We start from the raw sequence: 23,800 nt of genomic DNA on the forward strand, positions 1-23,800 counted from the left end.
TCCGGGGGCACGGGCGGAGCCCAGGGCAGGCGGGCGCGGGCCCCGGGCCGGGCCGGGGAGGTGGGTCCGGCGGGCCCGCGTCGTAACCGTTTAGCGGCGTGGCCGCTCCGCTCGGTACGATTCAGGCGCGCAGTGTTCGCTCGCGCACCCCCAGAGTTCAGGAGAGACCGGTGTCAGACGTCCGTGTGATCATCCAACGCGATTCCGAGCGGGACGAGCGCGTGGTGGCCACGGGCACTACGGCGGCCGAGCTCTTCGCCGGCGAGCGCACCATCGTCGCCGCGCGCATCGCAGGTGAGCTGAAGGACCTCGCGTACGAGGTGAAGGACGGCGAGACCGTCGAGCCGGTGGAGATCTCCTCCGAGGACGGCCTCAACATCCTGCGCCACTCGACCGCGCACGTCATGGCGCAGGCCGTGCAGGAGCTCTTCCCCGAGGCCAAGCTGGGCATCGGCCCGCCGGTCCGCGACGGCTTCTACTACGACTTCGACGTGGCCCGGCCCTTCACCCCGGAGGACCTGAAGGCCGTCGAGAAGAAGATGCAGGAGATCCAGAAGCGCGGCCAGCGCTTCTCCCGCCGCGTGGTCACCGACGAGGCGGCCCGCGAGGAGCTCGCCGACGAGCCGTACAAGCTGGAGCTCATCGGCATCAAGGGCTCCGCGTCGACCGACGACGGCGCGAACGTCGAGGTGGGCGGCGGCGAGCTGACCATCTACGACAACCTGGACGCGAAGACCGGCGAGCTGTGCTGGAAGGACCTCTGCCGCGGTCCCCACCTGCCCACCACCCGGAACATCCCGGCGTTCAAGCTCATGCGCAACGCCGCCGCCTACTGGCGCGGCAGCGAGAAGAACCCGATGCTCCAGCGCATCTACGGCACCGCGTGGCCGTCGAAGGAGGAGCTGAAGGCCCACCTCGACTTCCTCGCCGAGGCCGAGAAGCGCGACCACCGCAAGCTCGGCAACGAGCTGGACCTCTTCTCCGTCCCGGACGAGATCGGCTCCGGCCTCGCCGTCTTCCACCCGCGCGGCGGCATCATCCGCCGGACCATGGAGGACTACTCGCGCCGCCGGCACGAGGAGGAGGGCTACGAGTTCGTCTACTCCCCGCACGCCACCAAGGGCGCGCTCTTCGAGAAGAGCGGTCACCTGGACTGGTACGCGGAGGGCATGTACCCCCCCATGCAGCTCGACGGTGGTACCGACTACTACCTCAAGCCCATGAACTGCCCGATGCACAACCTGATCTTCGACGCGCGCGGCCGCTCCTACCGCGAACTGCCGCTGCGCCTGTTCGAGTTCGGCACCGTGTACCGGTACGAGAAGTCCGGCGTGGTGCACGGCCTGACCCGCGCCCGGGGCTTCACCCAGGACGACGCGCACATCTACTGCACCCGTGAGCAGATGGCGGACGAGCTCGACCGCACCCTCACCTTCGTGCTGAACCTGCTCCGCGACTACGGTCTGACCGACTTCTACCTGGAGCTGTCGACCAAGGACCCGGAGAAGTTCGTCGGCTCGGACGAGGTCTGGGAGGAGGCCACCGCGGTCCTCCAGCAGGTCGCCGAGAAGCAGGGCCTGCCCCTCACCCCCGACCCGGGCGGCGCGGCCTTCTACGGCCCGAAGATCTCCGTGCAGGCGCGCGACGCCATCGGCCGCACCTGGCAGATGTCGACCGTGCAGCTCGACTTCAACCTGCCGGAGCGCTTCAACCTGGAGTACACCGCCCCGGACGGCTCCCGCCAGCGCCCGGTCATGATCCACCGCGCGCTGTTCGGTTCGATCGAGCGGTTCTTCGCCGTGCTGCTGGAGCACTACGCGGGCGCCATGCCGCCGTGGCTGGCCCCGGTCCAGGCCGTCGGCATCCCGATCGGCGACGGGCACGTCGAATACCTGCAGGAGTTCGCCGCGGCGGCGAAGAAGCAGGGTCTGCGGGTCGAGGTGGACGCCTCCTCCGACCGCATGCAGAAGAAGATCCGCAACCACCAGAAGCTCAAGGTCCCCTTCATGATCATCGTCGGTGACGAGGACATGGCGGCGGGCACGGTCTCCTTCCGTTACCGCGACGGTTCGCAGGAGAACGGCATCGCCAAGGACGAGGCGCTGGCCAAGCTGGCCAAGGTCGTCGCGGACCGCGTCCAGGTCTGATCCGCACCCGCGGCATCGGTACCCGCAGCATCCTGGAAGGCCCCCGGAAGTGATCACTTTCCGGGGGCCTTCCTCGTACGGGAAGCCAAGGTCATATGCTTGCCGCCATGACGATTGAGCCGGAGCAGCAGATCGGTGTGGGCACGCAGGACGCGTTCCAGCGTCTGTGGACGCCCCACCGGATGGCCTACATCCAGGGGGAGAACAAGCCGACCGGTCCGGAGGCCGGCGACGGCTGTCCCTTCTGCGGGATTCCGGAGATGTCCGACCAGGACGGCCTGGTCGTGGCGCGTGGCAAGCACGTCTACGCGGTGCTGAACCTCTACCCGTACAACGGCGGCCACCTGATGGTCGTCCCGTACCGGCACGTCGCCGACTACACCGAGCTCGACGCCCCCGAGACGGTGGAGCTCGCGGACCTCACCAAGCGGGCGATGGTCGCGCTGCGCAAGGCCTCGGGCGCGCACGGTTTCAACATCGGCATGAACCAGGGCGTCGCCGCCGGAGCCGGCATCGCCGCGCACCTGCACCAGCACATCGTGCCCCGCTGGGGCGGGGACACGAACTTCATGCCGGTCGTCGGCCACACCAAGGTGCTGCCGCAACTGCTCGCGGACACCCGTCAGATGCTCGCGGACGCCTGGCCGGTCGGCTGACCAGCCGGCCGATCAGCCGGCCGACCGCCCCGCACGGCTCTCGCGCCACGCCTCCAGTACGGCCTCGACGTCGAATTCGGTCAGGCCCAGGGGCGGTCCCGGCGGGGGCCTGAGCAGGGCGGCGCGGATCTTCTCGTTCACCACCGTGAGGATGTCCCGCACCTGCCGCTCGGAGCGGGCCGCGAGGGCCGCCTCCCGGGCGTCCTCCGCCTCCTTGCGCAGCGCGAGCGCCGGGGGCAGGACGGCGAACCCCTCGCGGTGCAGCTTGCCCTTGATCCACCACAGCTCGTCGTACGGCGCGTCGAGGGAGTCCAGCGGCTTGCCGTAGCCGGGCAGGTTCTCGAATTCGCCCCGCTCGGCGGCCTGTCGGATCTGCCGGTCCACGAAGGACTCGAAGCTGACGCCAGGCGGTTTGCGCTCGGTCACGGCCGCTCCTCCGGATCGTAGGGATGCCACTGCCACTGCTCCAGCCCGCGCCTCCAGCCTACCTACGCGTCGTAGACGTCGGCCTTGCGCGGCGAGGGCTCCTGGATGAGCCCGCTCATGATCGAGGAGCGGTTGGTGAAGCGGTCGGTGTCGACGCCGTTCTCCTCCAGCACCTTGAAGGTCGCGGCGTGGATCGACCGCAGGACCGGAGCCACCGTGCGCAGGGCGTCGTCGGCCATGAACCGGTGGCGCCACATCGAGCTCGCCCAGACGTGCCGCAGGCCGAAGGGCTCGGGCAGCACGAGCTTGCCGCCGAAGAAGTCCAGGATCGGCGGGTACCAGGTCAGCGGGGCCCGTACGGCCAGGCGCACCACCTCCTGGACGTCCACCAGCGGCAGCGGTCGCTCCACGGTCTCCCAGAAGCGGATGCTCTTGGGCACCTCCACCACCGGGGCCGCGGACTTGGTGGTGAAGAGGCCGTGTACGGGGCCCAGGGCGTGCGCGGTGACGTCCACGCGCAGGGTCTTGTAGAGCACGGTGACCGTGACCAGCATGTTGATGACCAGCTGGCCGTCCCACAGCGGGTACTGGATGCCCAGGTAGTGCCGGTTCCCGGCGCTGAACTGCTGCTCGTTGCAGATCCGGGTGATCTCGTGCGGCTTGATGAGGAAGGCGTCGACGTTCTCGCCGGTGGGGCGGGCCACCTCGGCGGCGCCCTCGCCGACCGGGGTGACGATCCAGTGCTGGATCGCGGCCGTCGGGAAGCCGCCGGTGTGCAGGGGGCCCCGCTCCAGTTTGCGGAGCTGGGTGTCGATCGCGCGTATGACGTCCCAGCTGCGGAAGGGATGGATCTCCATCCCTTCGGTCTTGGGGGCGAGCTCCTCGGCCATCTGCCAGCTTCCCCAGCGGGTGCCCATGCCGAGGATCCCCTTGGGGCCCGCGTAGAAGACCTGGTTGCTGCGGTCCTCCGCGGTGAGCTTGGCGAGCTGGTGGCGCAGGTCCTCGCGCGCCTTCTCGTCGGGGTTGCCCGGAACGGCCTCGGGGATCTTGGCGCCGACCCCGCCGCCGGACAGCAGCCCGTCCCAGCGGGCGCGCAGGTCCTTGGCCGTGGCCTCGCAGGTCCGGCGGGCGAGCAGCCAGCCCAGGGCCGGGGCGATGATCATGCCGCGGGTGTAGAGCCCGAGGAAGCCGGTGAGCGGCAGCCGGAACATCAGGACGGCGGCCACGACGCCCACGCCGACCAGGACCGCGGTCCCGATCCAGGAGCTGCGCTTGTCGCCCTTGCCGGACAGGGTCTTGCGGAGTTGGAACAGGCCCAGCCACAGCAGCAGACCCGGCAGGAACAGCACCCCGCAGACCAGCATGATCAGCCGGAGCCTGCGGTCGCGCTCCTTGCGGATGCGGGAGGCGGCCAGGCAGTGCTCCACCACCGTCTGCGGATCGGCGCCGAAGGACTGGATCAGCGGCTTGCGGCCCGCGCCGAGGGTGCGGGCCTCGACGGCCCGGCAGAAGGCCTCGCCCAGGCTGGGCTCGAAGAGGGAGACCTTCGGGGGCTTGACCGTGGCCGGGTGGAGCTCGTTGTTGGCGGTGAGTAGCTTCTCCAGCCTGCTGTCCTTGCCGCCGTCGCGGTACGCGGCCGAGGCGAGGGCGTTGGTCGCCGCCGTCTGCCCACCGCCACCCTGGAGAGGAATCTGCGCTCCGGGCCTGAAGTCGAATCCGTCGTCCGCCACCGCTGCCCCCATCGCTGTGCGTTCGTGCTCTTTTGGTGCGCCGATGAGCCTATCGGCGGATCTCGCCCCATGGTCATGGGACAGGGAAATGCCGCCCACCGCAAGCTGGTTGGGTGGGCGGCCCTTCCCGACGCTATGTCAACTAGCTTCCCTTCTCTGTCTGTTCGCGCACCTTGTCCGCGATTTGAGGTGGCATGGGCTCGTGCCGGGCATAGGCCCGGGCGAAGCGTCCCGTGCCGTGCGAGACGGAGCGCAGCTCCACGGCGTAGCGGCCGATCTCGATCTCGGGGATCTCGGCGCGGACCCGGGTGCGCCCGGGGCCGGCCTGGTCGGTGCCGACGACGCGGCCGCGGCGGCCCGCGAGGTCGCTCATGACCGGGCCCACGTACTCGTCGGGGACGAGGACGGCGAGCTCGGCGACCGGTTCGAGGAGGTCGATGCGGGCCTCGGCGGCGGCCTCGCGCAGCGCGAGGGCGCCGGCCGTCTGGAAGGCGGCGTCGGAGGAGTCCACGGAGTGGGCCTTGCCGTCGAGCAGGGTGATGCGCACGTCGACCAGCGGGTAGCCGGCCGCGACCCCGCGGGCGGCCTGGCCGCGTACGCCCTTCTCCACGGACGGGATGAACTGGCGGGGCACGGAGCCGCCGACCACCTTGTCGACGAACTCGATGCCGCTGCCCGGCGGGAGCGGCTCCACCTCGATCTCGCAGATGGCGAACTGGCCGTGGCCGCCGGACTGCTTGACGTGCCGGCCGCGGCCGGCGGCCTTGGCGGCGAAGGTCTCGCGCAGGCTCACCTTGTGCGGTACGGGATCGACCTGGACGCCGTAGCGGGTGCGCAGCCGTTCCAGGGCGACGTCCTGGTGGGCCTCGCCGAGGCACCACAGGACGACCTGGTGGGTGTGCGGGTTCTGCTCCAGCCGCATGGTGGGGTCCTCGGCGACGAGCCGGGCCAGGCCCTGGGAGAGCTTGTCCTCGTCGGCCTTGCTGTGGGCCTCGATGGCGAGGGGGAGCAGCGGGTCGGGCATGGTCCAGGGCTCCATGAGGAGCGGGTCGTCCTTGGCGGAGAGGGTGTCGCCGGTCTCGGCGCGGGTGAGCTTGGCCACGCAGGCGAGGTCGCCGGCGATGCACCGGGTGAGGACGCGCTGCTGTTTGCCGAAGGGGCCGGTGAGGGTGCCGATCCGCTCGTCGACGTCGTGGTCCTCGTGGCCCCGGTCGGCGAGCCCGTGCCCGCTGACGTGGACGGTGTCCTCGGCCTTCAGGGTGCCGGAGAAGACGCGGACGAGGGAGACGCGGCCGACGTAGGGGTCGGAGGAGGTCTTGACGACCTCGGCGACGAGGGGGCCGGCGGGATCGCAGGTGACGTCCGGGCGGGCGGAGCCGTCGGGGCGGGTGACGGCGACGGCGGCGCGTTCCAGGGGGGTGGGGAAGCCGCCGGTGACCAGTTCGAGGAGTTCCACCGTGCCGAGCCCTTGGCGGGCGCCGTCGGTCGCGGGTGCGGCCATCAGGACGGGGTGGAAGGTGCCGCAGGCGACGGCCCGCTCCAGGTCGTCCACGAGGGTCTTGACGTCGATGTCCTCGCCGCCGAGGTAGCGGTCCATGAGGCCCTCGTCCTCGCTCTCGGCGATGATCCCCTCGATGAGGCGGGAACGGGCGTCGGCGATCAGCGCGAGCTCGGCGGGGTCCGGGTCGCGCTCCACGCGCTCGCCGGAGGAGTACTCGTAGACGCGCTGGGAGAGCAGGCCGAGCAGGCCGGTGACCGGGGCGTGGCCGTCGGGGCCGGCCGGGCCGTGCAGGGGCAGGTACAGGGGGACGACCGCGTCGGGGTCCTCGGCGCCGAAGATCTCGCCGCAGACGGTGGTCATCTGCGCGTAGTCGGAGCGGGCGGCCTCCAGGTGGGTCACGACGATGGCGCGGGGCATTCCGACGGCCTCGCACTCGTCCCAGACCATGCGGGTGGCCCCGTCGACGCCGTCCGAGGCCGAGACGACGAAAAGGGCCGCGTCCGCGGCGCGCAGACCGGCCCTGAGTTCCCCGACGAAGTCGGCGTATCCGGGGGTGTCCAAAATATTGATCTTGATCCCGCCCCATTCGACGGGGACGAGGGAGAGCTGGACGGAGCGCTGCCTGCGGTGCTCGATCTCGTCGTAGTCGGAGACGGTGGCGCCGTCCTCGACGCGGCCGGCCCGGTTGACCGCTCCGGCGGTCAGGGCGAGGGCTTCGACCAGCGTGGTCTTGCCGGATCCGCTGTGGCCGACCAGCACGACATTCCGGATGGAGGAAGGGCGGTCGGCCGTCAGTGCCCTGCCGGCGGCTCCGGCTTGGTGTGATGTGGCTCCCATGGTGCTCGTGCCTCCCGGTGGTGACGGTGAGGAGGGTGGGTTCCTTGATCGATTCCTTGAGCGGCTCCTCGGATGAGGAACACGGGGTTCTTCGAGCTTTGCACTGGTGTCACACCGCGTCCATACGTCGTACCGGGCACGTACCCGAGGGCCCACCGGAGGCGGTCCGTGACGTGAAGTACGCCTTACGCGGCACGAACCGGTGGGTGCGCGGCGTTCGGGCGGCGGCGTGCTGGCTACGATGGGCCAGCCGGTGGCCGTGGTGGCCGTGCGGCCCAGCGACCCTCCGGGAAGGCCATGCTGAACAAGTACGCGCGTGCATTCTTCACGCGTGTTCTCACGCCATTCGCCGCTTTTCTGCTCCGGCGGGGGGTGAGCCCGGACGCGGTCACCCTGATCGGCACGGCCGGAGTGGTGGCGGGAGCGCTGTTCTTCTTCCCCCGGGGCGAGTTCTTCTGGGGCACGATCACCATCACCCTCTTCGTCTTCTCCGACCTGGTGGACGGGAACATGGCCCGCCAGGCCGGCATCTCCAGCCGCTGGGGAGCCTTCCTCGACTCCACCCTCGACCGGGTGGCGGACGCGGCGATCTTCGGCGGTCTCGCGCTCTGGTACGCGGGATCCGGGAACGACAACGTCCTCTGCGCGGTCGCGATCTTCTGCCTGGCCAGCGGCCAGGTGGTCTCGTACACCAAGGCCCGCGGCGAGTCGATCGGGCTGCCGGTGGCCGTCAACGGGCTCATCGAGCGGGCCGAGCGCCTGGTGATCTCGCTGGTCGCGGCCGGCCTGTCGGGTCTGCAGACCTTCGGCGTGCCGTCCTGGATCGGGGTGCTGCTGCCGATCGCGCTGTGGATCGTGGCCGTGGGCTCGCTCGTCACGCTGATCCAGCGGGTGGTCACCGTACGCCGCGAGTCGGCCGAGGCCGACGCCGAGGCTGCCGCCGCCGACGGCGGCGCGGCCTGATGGGCAGCGCGCAGGACAAGCTGGTCAGCGGGCTCTACGGGCTCGGCTGGGCCGGGGTCAAGAAGCTGCCCGAGCCGGCCGCGGTGGCCCTGGGCCGGAGGATCGCGGACTTCGCGTGGAAGCGGCGCGGCAAGAGCGTGCTGCGGCTGGAGTCGAATCTGGCCCGGGTGGTGCCCGACGCCGGACCGGAGCGGCTGCGCGAGCTGTCCAAGGCGGGCATGCGCTCGTACATGCGGTACTGGATGGAGTCCTTCCGGCTGCCGACCATGGACCCGGAGCGGTTCAGTACGGACGTCGAGTTCCAGGACGAGCAGCTCCTGCGCGACGCCCTCGCCTCCGGGCGCGGGGTCGTCGTCGCGCTGCCGCACCTCGCCAACTGGGACCTCGCCGGTGCGTGGGCCATCGGCCACATCGGGGTCCCGTTCACCACGGTCGCCGAGCGGCTCAAGCCCGAGACCCTCTACGACCGCTTCGTGGCCTACCGGGAGAGCCTGGGCATGGAGGTCCTGCCGCACAGCGGCGGCGCCGCCTTCGGCACCCTCGCCCGCCGGCTCCGCTCCGGCGGCCTGGTCTGCCTCGTCGCGGACCGGGACCTGTCGGCCTCCGGGGTCGAGGTGGACTTCTTCGGCTCCACGGCGCGCATGCCGGCCGGGCCGGCGCTGCTGGCCCAGCAGACCGGTGCGGTCCTGCTCCCGGCCACCCTGCACTACGGGGACACGCCGAAGATGTACGGCCGCATCCACCCCGAGGTGGAGGTGCCGAAGAAGGGCACGCGGACCGAGAAGACCGCCGTCATGACGCAGGCGGTGGCGGACGCCTTCGCCTGGGGGATCGCCGAGCACCCGGAGGACTGGCACATGCTGCAGCGACTGTGGCTGGACGACCTGGAGGAGCGCGCGTAGTGAAGATCGGCATCGTGTGCCCCTACTCGTGGGACGTGCCGGGCGGCGTCCAGTTCCACATCCGGGATCTGGCCGAGCACCTGATCCGTCTCGGCCACGAGGTGTCGGTCCTGGCCCCGGCGGACGACGAGACCCCGCTGCCGCCCTACGTGGTCTCGGCGGGACGGGCGGTGCCGGTGCCCTACAACGGCTCGGTGGCCCGCCTCAACTTCGGGTTCCTCTCCGCCGCGCGGGTACGGCGCTGGCTGCACGACGGCACCTTCGACGTGATCCACATCCACGAGCCGGCCTCGCCCTCGCTGGGGCTGCTCTCCTGCTGGGCCGCGCAGGGCCCGATCGTGGCCACCTTCCACACCTCGAACCCGCGCTCGCGCGCCATGATCGCGGCGTACCCGATCCTCCAGCCGGCCCTGGAGAAGATCAGCGCGCGGATCGCGGTGAGCGAGTACGCGCGGCGCACGCTGGTGGAGCACCTCGGCGGCGACGCGGTCGTCATCCCCAACGGCGTCGACGTGGACTTCTTCGCCAAGGCCGACCCGAACCCCGACTGGTCCGGGCAGACCCTGGGCTTCATCGGCCGGATCGACGAGCCGCGCAAGGGCCTGCCGGTGCTGATGGAGGCCTTCCCGAAGATCGTGGAGGCCTGCCCGGACGTACGCCTGCTGGTCGCCGGCCGCGGCGACGAGGAGGAGGCGGTGGCCTCGCTGCCCGCGGAACTGCGCCGGCGGGTCAAGTTCCTCGGCATGGTCTCGGACGAGGACAAGGCACGGCTGCTGCGCAGCGTGGACGTGTACGTCGCCCCGAACACCGGCGGCGAGAGCTTCGGCATCATCCTGGTCGAGGCCCTGTCGGCGGGCGCCGCGGTCCTGGCATCGGACCTGGACGCCTTCGCGCAGGTGCTGGACCAGGGCGGGGCGGGGGACCTCTTCGCCAACGAGAACGCCGACGCCCTGGCGGAGGCGGCGATCACCCTCCTGCGCGACCCGGCCCGCCGGGCGAAGCTCAGCGCCAGCGGCTCCGCGCACGTCCGCCGCTTCGACTGGTCCACGGTCGGGGCGGACATCCTGGCGGTCTACGAGACGGTCACGGACGGCGCGGCGGCGGTCGCCGAGGACGACCGCAGCACGAGCCTCCGCACCCGCCTGGGCTTCTCGAAGGACACCTCGGCCTCCTGAGGGCTCACCACCCGGCGGAGACGACCCGGTCCGGCCGGCCGCCGGGGGTGATGGTCACCTCGTGGACCGCGCCCTCCCGTGTGGTCATCCGGATCCGGTCGGGGCCCGCCCAGACGGCCTCGCGGAGCTCGTTGTCGGTCGCGTCGCCGTTGAAGTGGCCGGCGATCCAGCGGCGCTCCCAGGGCCCGCTCCCCTCGTGGACGTACACGTACCACAGCGGGTCGATCATGGCCGAGCCCTCCTCGACGACCAGCCTCCGGTCGTCCCGGCCGGGGGCCGCAAGGCTCCGCGTCTGCTCCTGCCCGCCGTCCAGCATGGCCAGCATGGTGACGAGGACCATGACCGGCGCGCCGAGTCCGAGCACCGGTACACCGACGGTGACGCGCGTCATCGGTTTGCGCAGGCCCAGCAGGACCGCCCCGCACAGGGCTGCCAGCGTGAGCCAGCCGATCGCGACGAAGTGGCCGCGCACCCGGATCAGCACGACGAGGCCGCCGTCCGAACCGCCCCAGAGGTGGGCGGCCAGGGCGGTCGCCACCAGGGCGGCCGCCATCGCGAGCAGCGCGCACGCCAGTGGTCTGCGGTACGGAGCCATCTTCGTTCCCCCGGTAGGTGATGATCACGAGTGATCACGAACCCTATGGGCCCCGCGGCGGCCCGGCGAGGGCCGATGGGGGCCGGGGCCTCGCGGAGCGGTAGGGTCGCGCAGCGTGATCGAAACCCTTGTCTGGATCGCCCTGGCTCTCGGAGTCGTCGGGGTCTACCTCAGCTGGACCGCCGGCCGGCTCGACCGGCTGCACTCGCGGATGGACGCCGCGCGCGCCGCGCTCGACGCGCAGCTCGTACGGCGGGCCTCGGTGGTGCTGGAGGTGGCCACCTCCGGGGTGCTGGACCCCGCCTCCTCGCTGGTGCTGTACGAGGCCGCGCACGCCGCCCGGCAGGCCGAGGAGGAGCACCGCGAGGTCGCCGAGAGCGAGCTCAGCCAGGCGCTCCGGGCGGTCTTCGCCGACGCCGACCAGGTCGAGGTGCTCAAGGCGGCCCCCGGCGGGGCGCAGGCCACGGAGGAGCTGGCGGCGGCCGTCCGCCGGGTGCCCATGGCCCGCCGGTTCCACAACGACGCCGTACGGGCCGCCCGCGCGCTGCGCCGCCACCGCAAGGTCCGCTGGTTCAGACTGGCCGGGCACGCACCGTTCCCGCTGGCCTTCGAAATGGACGACGAGCCGCCGGTGGATCTTGCCGATCGGCCCACCTAGGGCCGTGAGGGACAAATGAAGGAGCCACAGGCTCCACATTGGCCCTTGTAGTGGACTGACCCGTGGGGTTTCCTCGGGCAGGTACTACCCGTCTTCCTTTCGAGTTCCCTTCGAGTGAGGTCATCCGTGAGCACGCTTCCCACCTCCCCCCAGTCCGCCGAGTCGGCGATCGGCACCTCGCGCGTCAAGCGCGGCATGGCCGAGCAGCTGAAGGGCGGCGTGATCATGGACGTGGTCAACGCCGAGCAGGCGAAGATCGCCGAGGACGCGGGCGCCGTCGCCGTCATGGCCCTGGAGCGGGTCCCGGCCGACATCCGCAAGGACGGCGGGGTCGCCCGCATGTCCGACCCCAACATGATCGAAGAGATCATCGAGGCCGTCTCCATCCCGGTCATGGCCAAGTCCCGCATCGGCCACTTCGTCGAGGCCCAGGTCCTGCAGTCCCTCGGCGTCGACTACATCGACGAGTCCGAGGTCCTGACCCCGGCCGACGAGGTCAACCACTCCGACAAGTGGGCGTTCACCACCCCCTTCGTCTGCGGTGCCACCAACCTGGGCGAGGCCCTGCGCCGCATCGCCGAGGGCGCGGCCATGATCCGCTCGAAGGGCGAGGCCGGCACCGGCAACGTCGTCGAGGCCGTCCGCCACCTGCGCCAGATCAAGAACGAGATCGCCCGCCTGCGCGGCTACGACAACAACGAGCTGTTCGCCGCCGCCAAGGAGCTGCGCGCGCCGTACGAGCTGGTCAAGGAAGTCGCCGAGCTCGGCAAGCTCCCGGTCGTCCTGTTCTCCGCCGGTGGCGTCGCCACCCCCGCCGACGCCGCGCTGATGCGCCAGCTCGGCGCCGAGGGCGTCTTCGTCGGCTCCGGCATCTTCAAGTCGGGCGACCCGGCCAAGCGCGCCGCCGCCATCGTGAAGGCCACCACCTTCTACGACGACCCGAAGATCATCGCGGACGCCTCCCGCAACCTGGGCGAGGCCATGGTCGGCATCAACTGCGACACCCTCCCCGAGTCCGAGCGCTACGCCAACCGCGGCTGGTAGTCATATGAGCACCCCCGTGATCGGTGTCCTGGCTCTCCAGGGCGACGTACGGGAGCACCTGATCGCCCTGGCCGCGGCGGACGCCGTGGCCAGGCCGGTCCGGCGCCCCGAGGAGCTCGCCGAGGTCGACGCCCTGGTGATCCCCGGCGGCGAGTCCACGACCATGTCGAAGCTCGCCGTGCTGTTCGGCATGCTGGAGCCGCTGCGCGAGCGCGTGGCCGCCGGCATGCCCGTGTACGGCACCTGCGCCGGCATGATCATGCTGGCCGACAAGCTCCTGGACGGCCGCGAGGACCAGGAGACCCTGGGCGGCATCGACATGATCGTCCGCCGCAACGCCTTCGGCCGCCAGAACGAGTCCTTCGAGGCGAAGGTCGACTTCGCGGGCATCGACGGCGGCCCGGTCGAGGGCGTCTTCATCCGCGCCCCGTGGGTCGAGTCCGTCGGCGCCTCCGCCGAGGTCCTCGCCACGTACGACGGCCACACCGTCGCCGTGCGCCAGGGCAGCGTCCTCGCCACCTCGTTCCACCCCGAACTGACCGGAGACGACCGAGTTCACGCGTACTTCGTCGACATGGTGCGCGCGGGGCTGTAACGGCATCCCGGTAGGATCTGAGGCGAACATATTTGGTGACGCGAAGGAGACAGGCAGATGTCCGGCCACTCTAAATGGGCTACGACGAAGCACAAGAAGGCCGTGGTTGACGCCAAGCGCGGCAAGCTCTTCGCGAAGCTGATCAAGAACATCGAGGTCGCGGCCCGTATGGGCGGTGCCGACGTCGACGGCAACCCGACGCTCTTCGACGCCATCCAGAAGGCCAAGAAGAGCTCGGTACCGAACAAGAACATCGACTCCGCGGTCAAGCGCGGCGGCGGCCTCGAGGCCGGCGGCGCCGACTACGAGACGATCATGTACGAGGGCTACGGCCCGAACGGCGTCGCGGTGCTCATCGAGTGCCTCACCGACAACCGCAACCGCGCCGCCTCCGACGTCCGCGTCGCCATGACCCGCAACGGCGGCTCCATGGCCGACCCGGGCTCGGTCTCGTACCTGTTCAACCGCAAGGGTGTCGTCCTCCTGCCCAAGGGCGAGCTCTCCGAGGACGACGTCCTGGAGACGGTGCTCGAGGCCGGCGCCGAAGAGGTCAACGACCTCGGCGAGAGCTTCGAGATCATCAGCGAGGCCACCGACATGGTCGCCGTCCGCACCGCTCTCCAGGAAGCCGGCATCGACTACGACTCGGCCGACTCCAACTTCCTGCCGACCATGCAGGTCGAGCTGGACGAAGAGGGCGCGCGCAAGATCTTCAAGCTGATCGACGCGCTGGAGGACAGCGACGACGTGCAGAACGTCTTCGCCAACTTCGACGTCTCGGACGAGGTCATGGAGAAGGTCGACGCCTGACCGGCAGACCGTGCAGCAGCGGGCCGACGGGGACACACCCCCGTCGGCCCGCTGCTTTGTCAGTGGTGCCCGATAACCTGCACCGACACGGACGGACGAGTGGACGAGGGGGGCGAAGGTGCGCGTACTCGGTGTGGACCCGGGGCTGACGCGATGCGGTGTCGGCGTCGTCGAGGGCGTCGCCGGCCGCCCCCTCACCATGCTCGGGGTGGGGGTCGTACGCACCCCCGCGGACGCGGAGTTGGGCCACCGGCTCGTCGCCATCGAGCAGGGCATAGAAGAATGGCTCGATACGCACCAACCCGAAGTCGTCGCCGTGGAGCGGGTGTTCAGCCAGCACAACGTCAGCACCGTGATGGGCACCGCCCAGGCGAGTGCCGTCGCGATGCTGTGCGCCGCCCGCCGCGGGATACCGGTCGCCCTGCACACCCCCAGCGAGGTCAAGGCCGCCGTCACCGGCAGCGGCCGCGCCGACAAGGCCCAGGTCGGGGCGATGGTCACCCGGCTCCTGCGGCTGGCCGCACCGCCCAAACCGGCGGACGCCGCCGACGCCCTGGCCCTCGCCATCTGTCACATCTGGCGGGCCCCCGCCCAGAACCGCCTCCAGCAGGCGGTCGCCCTGCACGCCTCTGGCTCGAAAGGCCGTACCCGATGATCGCCTTCGTCAGCGGCCCCGTCGCCGCACTCGCCCCCACCCTCGCCGTGATCGAGGTCGGGGGAGTGGGCATGGCCGTGCAGTGCACGCCGAACACCATCGCCGGCCTGCGGGTGGGGGAACAGGCCCGGCTGGCCACCTCCCTGGTCGTACGGGAGGACTCGCTCACCCTGTACGGATTCGCCGACGACGACGAGCGCCAGGTCTTCGAGCTCCTGCAGACCGCGAGCGGGGTCGGGCCGCGGCTGGCGCAGGCGATGCTCGGGGTACACAGCCCGGACGCGCTCCGGCTGGCCGTCTCCACGGGGGACGAGAAGGCGCTGACGGCGGTGCCGGGCATTGGCAAGAAGGGCGCGCAGAAGCTGCTGCTGGAGCTCAAGGGCAAGCTGGGCGCACCACTGGGCGCGAGCGGGCTGGTGGGCGCGCAGCGCGCCGTCGCGGCGGGGCCGGCGCCGTGGACGGAGCAGCTGTCCGCCGCGCTGATCGGGCTGGGCTACGCCTCGCGGGACGCGGAGGAGGCCGTCTCGGCGGTGACGCCGCAGGCCGAAGCCGCGATCGCCGCCGGCGGTTCGGCCCCGGTCCCGCAGCTCCTGCGAGCCGCCCTCCAGTCCCTGAACCGCGCTCGCTAGCGTGTCGGAGCCGCCGCCAGGCTCTGCCCGAGCCCGCGCCTCAATCGCCGGCGAGGCTGAAAGACCGGGGCTCCGCCCCAGACCCCGCGCCTCAAACGCCGGCGAGGCTGGATGGTGCGGGCGGGGCTGAAGGATCGGGGCTCCGCCCCGGACCCTCCCCCAGACTCCGTCCGGGGGGACCCCCACTCCTCAAACGCCGGAGGGGCCGGGTTTGGCCAGGCTGGGCTGGGTTTGGCCGGGCGGGGCTGAATGTGGCCGGGCTCGGCTCGTATGTTCCGCTTGGCGGGCGGTAGGCGGCACATGAACGCCTACGGCGGCCACATCCAGCCCCGCCGGCGTTTGAGGCGCGGGTCCGGGCAGCGCCCGGGAGACGCACCCGCAGGGCCCGACCACCCGCACGCGAACGAATAAGGCAGAGTGACACCGTGAACTGGGACGACGAGACCAACGCAGACGAGAGCGAGCGACTCGTCGCGGCCTCGGCCGACGGGGAGGACACCGCCGTGGAGGCGGCCCTGCGGCCCAAGGACCTCGGGGAGTTCGTCGGGCAGGAGAAGGTCCGCCAGCAGCTGGACCTCGTCCTGAAGGCGGCCAGGCAGCGCGGAGCCACCGCCGACCACGTCCTGCTCTCCGGCGCGCCCGGCCTCGGCAAGACCACCCTGTCGATGATCATCGCGGCCGAGATGGGCGCGCCCATCCGCATCACCTCCGGCCCCGCCATCCAGCACGCCGGCGACCTCGCCGCCATCCTGTCCTCCCTCCAGGAGGGCGAGGTCCTCTTCCTCGACGAGATCCACCGCATGTCCCGGCCCGCCGAGGAGATGCTCTACATGGCCATGGAGGACTTCCGCGTCGACGTGATCGTCGGCAAGGGGCCCGGGGCCACCGCGATCCCGCTGGAGCTGCCCCCGTTCACCCTGGTCGGGGCGACCACCCGGGCCGGCCTGCTGCCGCCCCCGCTGCGGGACCGCTTCGGCTTCACCGGGCACATGGAGTTCTACGCCCCCGAGGAGCTGGAACGCGTCATCCACCGCTCCGCCCGCCTCCTCGACGTGGAGATCGACACCGACGGAGCCGCCGAGATCGCCGGGCGCTCCCGCGGCACCCCGCGCATCGCCAACCGCCTGCTGCGCCGCGTACGCGACTACGCACAGGTACGGGCGGACGGAGTGATCAACCGCGAGGTCGCCGGTACCGCCCTCCAGGTCTACGAGGTGGACGCGCGCGGGCTCGACCGGCTGGACCGGGCCGTCCTGGAGGCGCTGCTCAAACTGTTCGGCGGCGGCCCCGTCGGGCTGTCCACCCTCGCCGTGGCCGTCGGTGAGGAGCGGGAGACCGTGGAAGAGGTTGCGGAGCCGTTCCTCGTCCGCGAGGGCCTGCTCGCGCGCACCCCCAGGGGACGGGTCGCGACGCCCGCCGCATGGGCTCACCTGGGGCTTGTGCCGCCACAGCACGGGGGAAGTGGATCAAGCGGACAACAGGGCTTGTTCGGGGCCTGACGGCGCGGAGGTTCGCCCCCTCAGGAACTGCGGTGCCATGCTGGGCGTTGTTCCATCGGTGCGGACTCGCCTAGACTCCGCCGATGCCGACCCTTCGGGTCGGTATGCCCACCCCCCGTAGAAAAGGCCGCCGTCCGCGTGCGGTCGTGCGAAGGATCTCCGTCCCGTGAATCTCGTGACACTCCTCCCGTTCATCGTGCTCATCGGGGCGATGTTCCTGATGACCCGCTCCGCGAAGAAGAAGCAGCAGGCAGCCGCGCAGATGCGCGACCACATGACGCCCGGCACCGGGGTCCGCACCATCGGCGGCATGTACGCCACGGTGAAGGAAATCGGTGACGACACGGTCACCCTTGAGGTGGCTCCCGGCGTCCACGCGATCTTCGCGAAGAACGCCATCGGCGCCGTTCTCGAGGACGCGGAGTACAACCGCATCGTCCACGGCATCACCGAAGACGTGACGACCGACACGCCGGTCGTCCCGGACGACGCCTCCTCCCTCACCGAGGAGCCGAAGACGGACCTCACCAAGGACAAGGGCGAGGACGAGGCTCCCAAGCTCGACCTGGGCAAGAAGGACGCGGTCGAGGGCGACGACGAGCCCAAGGACGGCAAGGCCGACGGCGAGGCCGGCGCGAAGTAGCGCGCGGCGGGGGACCGTGGAGGCGCCAGACCGGCGGTCGCCGCGGTCCCCGTCAGTGACACTTCTGCGGGGGGCAGGGGTCCCCACCACACATTTCGTGGCCGTCCGCGCGCTGACCCGGCGCGGGGCGGTTGGACAGGGAGAAACGACAAGGTGGCAGCACCGAAGAAGGGCCGGCGGCCCACGGGGGCTCAGGGGAGGCCGGGGCGCGCCCTGGCGATCATCCTGATCGCGATGGTGGCGCTCACCGCGGGGATGTTCCTCTCGAAGCAGACGACTCCCCGGCTGGGCATCGACCTCGCCGGCGGCACGAGCATCACGCTCAAGGCCAAGAGCGAGCCCGGCAAAGAGAACGCCATCAACGAGACCAACATGAACACGGCGGTCGGCATCATCGACCGCCGCGTCAACGGTCTCGGCGTGTCCGAGGCGGAGGTCCAGACCCAGGGCCGCGACCACATCATCGTGAACATCCCCAAGGGGACGAACGAGCAGCAGGCGCGCGAGCAGGTCGGCACCACCGCCCAGCTCTACTTCCGCCCGGTCATCGCGTTCGCGGACGGCGCCCCCGCCGCTCCCGAGGGCACCCAGAGCCCGAGCCCGAACCCGTCCGCGAGCGGTTCCGGTGCCCCCAAGGCCGAGGACGGCAAGAAGGCCAGCCCCTCCGCCACCCCGTCGTCCAGCGCCACTTCCCAGGGCCGTGCGCTCAGCGAGGCCCTCAAGGCCCCGACGGCCCCCACTCCCTCGCCCTCGGCGAGCGAGTCGAAGAAGGCAGACGACACCAAGGCCCCGTCGCCGTCCGCGTCCGCTCCCCCCACGGGTGACGAGGCGGCCGCCGCCGACCTGCAGGCCAAGTTCGCCGCGCTCGACTGCACCGACGAGGCGCAGCGCGCCGCCGTCGGCAAGGGCGTCAAGCCCACGGACCCGACGCTCGCCTGCGGCCAGCGCGGCACCGCGTGGGGCAAGTGGGTGCTCGGCCCGGCAGCGGTCGAGGGCAAGGACGTGAAGACCGCCAAGGGCATCATCGACCCGCAGACGGGTCAGTGGATCGTCACGATGGACTTCAACGACCGCGGCTCCGACGCCTTCGCCAAGGTCACCGGCGAGCTCGCGGCCAAGCAGTCGCCGCAGAACCAGTTCGCGATCGTGCTCGACGGCTCCGTCGTCTCGGACCCGTCGGTCAGCACCGCGATCATGGGCGGCAACGCCCAGATCTCCGGCGGCTTCACCCAGCAGTCCGCGCAGGACCTGGGCAACATGCTCTCGTACGGCGCCCTGCCGCTGTCCTTCCAGGAGGACAGCGTCACCACCGTCACCGCCGCCCTCGGCGGCGAGCAGCTGCGGGCCGGCCTGATCGCCGGTGCCATCGGTCTGCTGCTCGTGGTGATCTACCTGGTCGTGTACTACCGGGGCCTGGCCTTCGTCGCCATCCTGAGCCTCCTGGTCTCCGCGATCCTGACCTACACGATCATGTCGCTCCTCGGGAAGGGCATCGGCTTCGCGCTGAACCTGCCCGCCGTCTGCGGTGCGATCGTGGCGATCGGCATCACGGCGGACTCGTTCATCGTGTACTTCGAACGCATCCGCGACGAGATCCGCGAGGGCCGCACCCTGCGTCCGGCCGTCGAGCGGGCCTGGCCGCGCGCCCGGCGCACGATCCTGGTCTCCGACTTCGTGTCGTTCCTCGCCGCCGCGGTGCTGTTCATCGTGACCGTCGGCAAGGTGCAGGGCTTCGCCTTCACACTGGGTCTGACCACCCTGCTCGACGTGGTCGTGGTGTTCCTCTTCACCAAGCCCATCATGACGCTGCTGGCCCGCACGAAGTTCTTCGCCAGCGGTCACCCGTGGTCCGGGCTGGACCCCAACCGGCTGGGTGCCAAGCCCCCGCTGCGCGGGTCCCGCCGTACCGGGTCCGCCCCCGCCCCCGTCGAAGCAAAGGAGGCGTGAGAGATGTCGAAGCTGGGAGATCTCGGCGCCAAGCTGTACCGCGGTGAGGTCGGCTACGACTTCGTCGGCAAGCGTTTTCTCTGGTACGGCGTTTCCATCCTGATCACCATCACGGCGATCGTCGCCCTGGCCGTTCAGGGCCTCAACATGGGCATCGAGTTCAAGGGCGGTGCCGTCTTCACCACCCCGAAGACGGCCGTCTCCGTCGCCAAGGCGACGGAGGCCGCGGAGAAGGCCTCGGGCCACGACGCGATCGTCCAGGAGCTCGGCACCGGCGGCCTGCGGATCCAGATCTCCGGTGTGGACACCGACGCGGCGACCGGCGTCAAGAAGGTCCTCGCCACCGACCTCAAGGTCACCGAGGCCGACATCAACGCCGACCTGGTCGGCCCCAGCTGGGGCGAGCAGATCGCGAACAAGGCCTGGACCGGCCTCGGGATCTTCATGGTCCTCGTGGTGATCTACCTGGCCATCGCCTTCGAGTGGCGGATGGCGGTCGCGGCGCTGATCGCGCTGATCCACGACCTCACCATCACCGTCGGCGTGTACGCGCTCGTCGGCTTCGAGGTCACGCCCGGTACGGTCATCGGTCTGCTGACGATCCTCGGTTACTCCCTCTACGACACCGTCGTCGTCTTCGACGGTCTCAAGGAGGGCTCGAAGGACATCACCAAGCAGACCCGCTGGACGTACAGCGAGGTCGCCAACCGCAGCATCAACGGCACCCTGGTCCGCTCGATCAACACCACGGTCGTCGCGCTCCTCCCGGTCGCCGCGCTGCTCTTCATCGGCGGCGGCTTCCTGGGCGCCGGCATGCTGAACGACATCTCGCTGTCGCTGTTCGTCGGCCTCGCGGCCGGTGCGTACTCCTCGATCTTCATCGCGACCCCGCTGGTCGTGGACCTCAAGGAGCGCGAGCCGGCGATGAAGGCGCTGAAGAAGCGGGTGCTCGCGAAGCGGGCGGCCGCGGCGGCCAAGGGCGAGTCCCCGGACGACGGCTACGCGTCCGAGGACGAGCCGCAGGTCGTGGCGCAGGGCCGGCAGGGGCGGCGACGTTGACCGCGCCGCTGTCCGAGGACGTACGGGCCCTGCTGCTCGGCCGGATCAAGGACGTCCCGGACTACCCGAAGCCGGGCGTGATGTTCAAGGACATCACCCCGCTGCTGGCCGACCCGAAGGCCTTCGCGGCGCTGACGGACGCGCTGGTGGAGCTGGCCGGGCGGTACGGGGCGACGAAGATCGTCGGACTGGAGGCGCGGGGGTTCATCCTGGCGGCTCCGGTGGCCGTGCAGGCCGGGATCGGCTTCGTGCCGGTGCGCAAGGCCGGGAAGCTGCCGGGAGCGACGCTCGCGCAGTCGTACGAGCTGGAGTACGGCACCGCGGAGATCGAGGTCCACGCGGAGGATCTGGCGCCGGGTGACCGGGTCATGGTCATCGACGACGTGCTGGCCACTGGTGGGACCGCCGAAGCCTCGCTCTCGCTGATCCGGCGGGCCGGGGCCGAGGTCGTCGGCGTGGCCGTCCTGATGGAACTGTCGTTCCTCCCGGGCCGCGCCAAGCTGGCCGCTTCCCTTGCGGCGGCTCCACTGGACGCGCTGATCGTGGTCTGACCCTTGCTGTGCCGAAGCGGCGGGTATCCGGTTCCTCCGGGTGCCCGCCGCTTCCGTGTGCGCCGCCGCTGCGGGGGCCAGCCCCCGAGCCCCCGCGCCTCAAACGCCGGCGAGGCTGGAACAATCAGCCCCGCCGGCGTTTGAGGCGCGGGGTCTGGGGCGGAGCCCCAGCAGCGGAGCCGCACACGGGACGGGCTCGAGGAACGAGGGGGCCGAACCCTCGCTACCATGGGTTGTCCGGACCGGACAACGGGCACCGGATCCTCCCCCACACTTCGTCCGGGGGGACCCCCAGAGGAGCGCTCTTGCCAGACGAGGTCCAGCCAATCTCCGCCGCGCAGCCCGACCCGAAGGCCGAGCCGGCCAAGGCGGTTCCGGCCACGCCCCCGACGGCTCCGCCGGCCCCGCCGGTCAAGCCCGCGCCGGTGAAGTCGGCCGGGTCCTCGAACCGGGTGCGCGCCCGTCTCGCCCGGCTCGGCGTGCAGCGCTCGAACCCGTACAACCCGGTGCTGGAGCCCCTGCTCCGTATAGTCCGCAGCAACGACCCGAAGATCGAGACGTCGACGCTGCGCCAGCTCGAACAGGCCTACCAGGTCGCCGAGCGCTGGCACCGCGGCCAGAAGCGCAAGAGCGGCGACCCGTACATCACCCACCCGCTCGCGGTGACCACCATCCTCGCCGAGCTCGGCATGGACCCCGCCACCCTGATGGCCGGCCTGCTGCACGACACCGTCGAGGACACCGAGTACGGCCTGGAGGACCTGCGCCGCGACTTCGGCGACGCCGTGGCCCTCCTCGTCGACGGCGTCACCAAGCTGGACCGGGTGAAGTTCGGCGAGGCCGCCCAGGCCGAGACGGTCCGCAAGATGGTCGTGGCGATGGCCAAGGACCCGCGCGTCCTCGTCATCAAGCTCGCCGACCGGCTGCACAACATGCGCACCATGCGCTACCTCAAGCGGGAGAAGCAGGAGAAGAAGGCCCGCGAGACGATCGAGATCTACGCCCCGCTGGCACACCGGCTGGGCATGAACACGATCAAGTGGGAGCTCGAGGACCTCTCCTTCGCCATCCTCTACCCGAAGATGTACGACGAGATCGTCCGCCTGGTCGCCGAGCGGGCGCCCAAGCGCGACGAGTACCTCGCCGTCGTCACCGACGAGGTGATGGTCGACCTCAGAGCCGCCCGGATCAAGGCCACCGTCACGGGCCGCCCGAAGCACTACTACAGCGTCTACCAGAAGATGATCGTCCGCGGCCGCGACTTCGCGGAGATCTACGACCTGGTGGGCATCCGCGTCCTCGTCGACACCGTCCGGGACTGCTACGCGGCCCTCGGCACCGTGCACGCGCGCTGGAACCCGGTCCCCGGCCGGTTCAAGGACTACATCGCGATGCCCAAGTTCAACATGTACCAGTCGCTCCACACGACGGTCATCGGGCCCAGCGGCAAGCCCGTCGAGCTGCAGATCCGCACCTTCGACATGCACCGCCGCGCCGAGTACGGCATCGCCGCGCACTGGAAGTACAAGCAGCAGACCGTCGCCGGCACCTCCAAGGTCCGTACCGACGTCCCGCAGGCCGCCAAGGGCAGCGCCGGCCAGGACACGGTCAACGACATGGCCTGGCTGCGCCAGCTGCTGGACTGGCAGAAGGAGACCGAGGACCCGGGCGAGTTCCTCGACTCGCTGCGCTTCGACCTCTCCCGCAACGAGGTCTTCGTCTTCACCCCCAAGGGCGACGTCATCGCGCTGCCCGCCGGCGCCACCCCCGTGGACTTCGCGTACGCCGTCCACACCGAGGTCGGCCACCGGACCATAGGCGCCAGGGTCAACGGCCGCCTGGTGCCGCTGGAGTCCACGCTCGACAACGGCGACCTGGTCGAGGTCTTCACCTCGAAGGCCGAGGGCGCGGGCCCGTCCCGCGACTGGCTGGGCTTCGTCAAGTCCCCGCGGGCCCGCAACAAGATCCGCGGCTGGTTCTCCAAGGAGCGCCGCGACGAGGCCATCGAGCACGGCAAGGACGCCCTCGCGCGGGCCATGCGCAAGCAGAACCTGCCGATCCAGCGCATCCTCACCGGCGACTCGCTCGTCACCCTCGCGCACGAGATGCGCTACCCCGACATCTCCTCCCTGTACGCGGCGATCGGCGAGGGCCACGTGGCCGCGCAGGGCGTCGTACAGAAGCTGGTGGCGGCCCTCGGCGGCGAGGAGGCGGCCAACGAGGACATCGAGGAGTCGATCCCGCCCGCACGCGCCCGCAGCAAGCGGCGCAGCAACGCGGACCCGGGTGTCGTCGTCAAGGGTGTCGACGACGTGTGGGTCAAGCTGGCCCGCTGCTGCACCCCGGTGCCGGGCGACCCGATCATCGGGTTCGTCACCCGCGGCAGTGGCGTATCGGTTCACCGCGCGGACTGCGTCAACGTCGACTCGCTCTCCCAGCAGCCCGAGCGGATGCTGGAGGTCGAGTGGGCGCCCACCCAGTCCTCGGTCTTCCTCGTCGCCATCCAGGTCGAGGCGCTGGACCGGTCCCGGCTGCTGTCGGACGTCACCAGGGTCCTCTCGGACCAGCACGTCAACATCCTCTCGGCGGCCGTCCAGACCTCCCGCGACCGGGTGGCCACCTCGCGGTTCACCTTCGAGATGGGCGACCCCAAGCACCTGGGCCACGTCCTGAAGGCCGTTCGGGGTGTGGAGGGCGTCTACGACGTCTACCGTGTTACCTCTGCAAGGAGGCCCTGACCAAGGGCCCGATCAAGGCCGTGACCACGGCCTGACCGCT

21 protein-coding genes are annotated in these 23,800 nt (G+C 70.8%); 17 read left to right on the forward strand and 4 right to left on the reverse strand.

The genetic code is table 11. The features are described 5' to 3' along the window. The first annotated feature begins 170 nt into the window (after window positions 1-170). Together thrS and ACIPYQ_RS27165 are read left to right on the forward strand one after the other, a co-directional pair. On the forward strand, window positions 171-2,147 hold the full coding sequence (gene thrS, locus ACIPYQ_RS27160) for a threonine--tRNA ligase (RefSeq protein WP_361765813.1): 1,977 nt from the start codon (window positions 171-173) through the stop codon (window positions 2,145-2,147). A gap of 95 nt (window positions 2,148-2,242) precedes the next feature. Beyond that, complete coding sequence (locus ACIPYQ_RS27165; protein WP_401256017.1) at window positions 2,243-2,803, forward strand: HIT family protein; 561 nt, start codon at window positions 2,243-2,245, stop codon at window positions 2,801-2,803. 12 nt (window positions 2,804-2,815) lie between these two features. Here ACIPYQ_RS27165 and ACIPYQ_RS27170 read toward each other — a convergent pair whose 3' ends face one another. The 3 genes from ACIPYQ_RS27170 to ACIPYQ_RS27180 form a co-directional block, all read right to left on the reverse strand. Then, window positions 2,816-3,229 (reverse strand): DUF1992 domain-containing protein, encoded by a 414-nt coding sequence (locus ACIPYQ_RS27170; RefSeq protein WP_401256020.1) that lies wholly within the window; start codon window positions 3,227-3,229, stop codon window positions 2,816-2,818. Between the two features lie 62 nt (window positions 3,230-3,291). Continuing rightward, window positions 3,292-4,959, reverse strand: a complete 1,668-nt coding sequence (locus ACIPYQ_RS27175) for a hypothetical protein (RefSeq protein WP_401256023.1) — start codon at window positions 4,957-4,959, stop codon at window positions 3,292-3,294. A 142-nt stretch (window positions 4,960-5,101) separates the two neighbouring features. After that, window positions 5,102-7,297 (reverse strand): elongation factor G-like protein EF-G2, encoded by a 2,196-nt coding sequence (locus ACIPYQ_RS27180; protein WP_401256026.1) that lies wholly within the window; start codon window positions 7,295-7,297, stop codon window positions 5,102-5,104. Window positions 7,298-7,594: 297 nt separating this feature from the next. On the opposite strand from ACIPYQ_RS27180, the gene pgsA reads away from it, so the two are divergent. From pgsA to ACIPYQ_RS27195, 3 genes are read left to right on the forward strand one after another with little or no spacing between them, the layout of a single operon-like run. After that, the gene (pgsA, locus tag ACIPYQ_RS27185; RefSeq protein ID WP_376615485.1) at window positions 7,595-8,260 is read left to right on the forward strand and encodes a phosphatidylinositol phosphate synthase; all 666 of its coding nucleotides are present in this window, start codon (window positions 7,595-7,597) and stop codon (window positions 8,258-8,260) included. Further along, entirely contained in the window at window positions 8,260-9,162 is a 903-nt protein-coding gene (locus ACIPYQ_RS27190; protein ID WP_401256030.1) for a phosphatidylinositol mannoside acyltransferase, read from the forward strand. Before pgsA ends, ACIPYQ_RS27190 begins: the two co-directional genes overlap by 1 nt. Further along, window positions 9,162-10,337, forward strand: coding sequence for a glycosyltransferase family 4 protein (locus tag ACIPYQ_RS27195; protein WP_401256033.1), 1,176 nt, complete (start codon window positions 9,162-9,164; stop codon window positions 10,335-10,337). Before ACIPYQ_RS27190 ends, ACIPYQ_RS27195 begins: the two co-directional genes overlap by 1 nt. Before the next feature lie 4 nt (window positions 10,338-10,341). Here ACIPYQ_RS27195 and ACIPYQ_RS27200 read toward each other — a convergent pair whose 3' ends face one another. Continuing rightward, a complete protein-coding gene (locus ACIPYQ_RS27200) occupies window positions 10,342-10,932 on the reverse strand; it encodes a hypothetical protein (protein ID WP_401256036.1) in 591 nt (196 codons plus the stop codon). A 115-nt stretch (window positions 10,933-11,047) separates the two neighbouring features. On the opposite strand from ACIPYQ_RS27200, the gene ACIPYQ_RS27205 reads away from it, so the two are divergent. The 12 genes from ACIPYQ_RS27205 to ACIPYQ_RS27260 all read left to right on the forward strand — a co-directional run bounded on the left by ACIPYQ_RS27205 (window position 11,048) and on the right by ACIPYQ_RS27260 (window position 23,760). After that, complete coding sequence (locus ACIPYQ_RS27205) at window positions 11,048-11,590, forward strand: hypothetical protein (RefSeq protein WP_319721116.1); 543 nt, start codon at window positions 11,048-11,050, stop codon at window positions 11,588-11,590. A gap of 126 nt (window positions 11,591-11,716) precedes the next feature. Next, a complete protein-coding gene (pdxS, locus tag ACIPYQ_RS27210) occupies window positions 11,717-12,634 on the forward strand; it encodes a pyridoxal 5'-phosphate synthase lyase subunit PdxS (RefSeq protein ID WP_030010552.1) in 918 nt (305 codons plus the stop codon). A 4-nt stretch (window positions 12,635-12,638) separates the two neighbouring features. Beyond that, window positions 12,639-13,229, forward strand: coding sequence for a pyridoxal 5'-phosphate synthase glutaminase subunit PdxT (gene pdxT, locus ACIPYQ_RS27215; RefSeq protein ID WP_401256039.1), 591 nt, complete (start codon window positions 12,639-12,641; stop codon window positions 13,227-13,229). Between the two features lie 57 nt (window positions 13,230-13,286). Continuing rightward, window positions 13,287-14,039, forward strand: coding sequence for a YebC/PmpR family DNA-binding transcriptional regulator (locus tag ACIPYQ_RS27220; RefSeq protein ID WP_361765845.1), 753 nt, complete (start codon window positions 13,287-13,289; stop codon window positions 14,037-14,039). Window positions 14,040-14,157: 118 nt separating this feature from the next. Continuing rightward, window positions 14,158-14,694: a crossover junction endodeoxyribonuclease RuvC gene (gene ruvC / locus ACIPYQ_RS27225; protein ID WP_361767727.1), complete on the forward strand. Its 537-nt coding sequence runs from the start codon at window positions 14,158-14,160 to the stop codon at window positions 14,692-14,694. Further along, a complete protein-coding gene (gene ruvA / locus ACIPYQ_RS27230; protein WP_361767730.1) occupies window positions 14,691-15,323 on the forward strand; it encodes a Holliday junction branch migration protein RuvA in 633 nt (210 codons plus the stop codon). Before ruvC ends, ruvA begins: the two co-directional genes overlap by 4 nt. Before the next feature lie 425 nt (window positions 15,324-15,748). Next, window positions 15,749-16,822 (forward strand): Holliday junction branch migration DNA helicase RuvB, encoded by a 1,074-nt coding sequence (ruvB, locus tag ACIPYQ_RS27235; protein ID WP_030706273.1) that lies wholly within the window; start codon window positions 15,749-15,751, stop codon window positions 16,820-16,822. Window positions 16,823-16,988: 166 nt separating this feature from the next. After that, window positions 16,989-17,465 (forward strand): preprotein translocase subunit YajC, encoded by a 477-nt coding sequence (gene yajC / locus ACIPYQ_RS27240; RefSeq protein ID WP_401256044.1) that lies wholly within the window; start codon window positions 16,989-16,991, stop codon window positions 17,463-17,465. Window positions 17,466-17,618: 153 nt separating this feature from the next. Next, window positions 17,619-19,412, forward strand: a complete 1,794-nt coding sequence (gene secD, locus ACIPYQ_RS27245; protein ID WP_401256047.1) for a protein translocase subunit SecD — start codon at window positions 17,619-17,621, stop codon at window positions 19,410-19,412. A 3-nt stretch (window positions 19,413-19,415) separates the two neighbouring features. Next, window positions 19,416-20,471 (forward strand): protein translocase subunit SecF, encoded by a 1,056-nt coding sequence (secF, locus tag ACIPYQ_RS27250; protein ID WP_401256050.1) that lies wholly within the window; start codon window positions 19,416-19,418, stop codon window positions 20,469-20,471. After that, complete coding sequence (locus tag ACIPYQ_RS27255) at window positions 20,468-21,022, forward strand: adenine phosphoribosyltransferase (protein WP_401256052.1); 555 nt, start codon at window positions 20,468-20,470, stop codon at window positions 21,020-21,022. The genes secF and ACIPYQ_RS27255 overlap by 4 nt, the downstream gene beginning before the upstream one ends. Window positions 21,023-21,327: 305 nt before the next feature. Next, the gene (locus ACIPYQ_RS27260) at window positions 21,328-23,760 is read left to right on the forward strand and encodes a bifunctional (p)ppGpp synthetase/guanosine-3',5'-bis(diphosphate) 3'-pyrophosphohydrolase (protein WP_361767745.1); all 2,433 of its coding nucleotides are present in this window, start codon (window positions 21,328-21,330) and stop codon (window positions 23,758-23,760) included. Window positions 23,761-23,800 lie beyond the last annotated feature (40 nt).

This window comes from Streptomyces sp. NPDC090045 (assembly GCF_044747975.1).
In the GTDB taxonomy this organism is placed as follows: Bacteria; Actinomycetota; Actinomycetes; order Streptomycetales; family Streptomycetaceae; genus Streptomyces.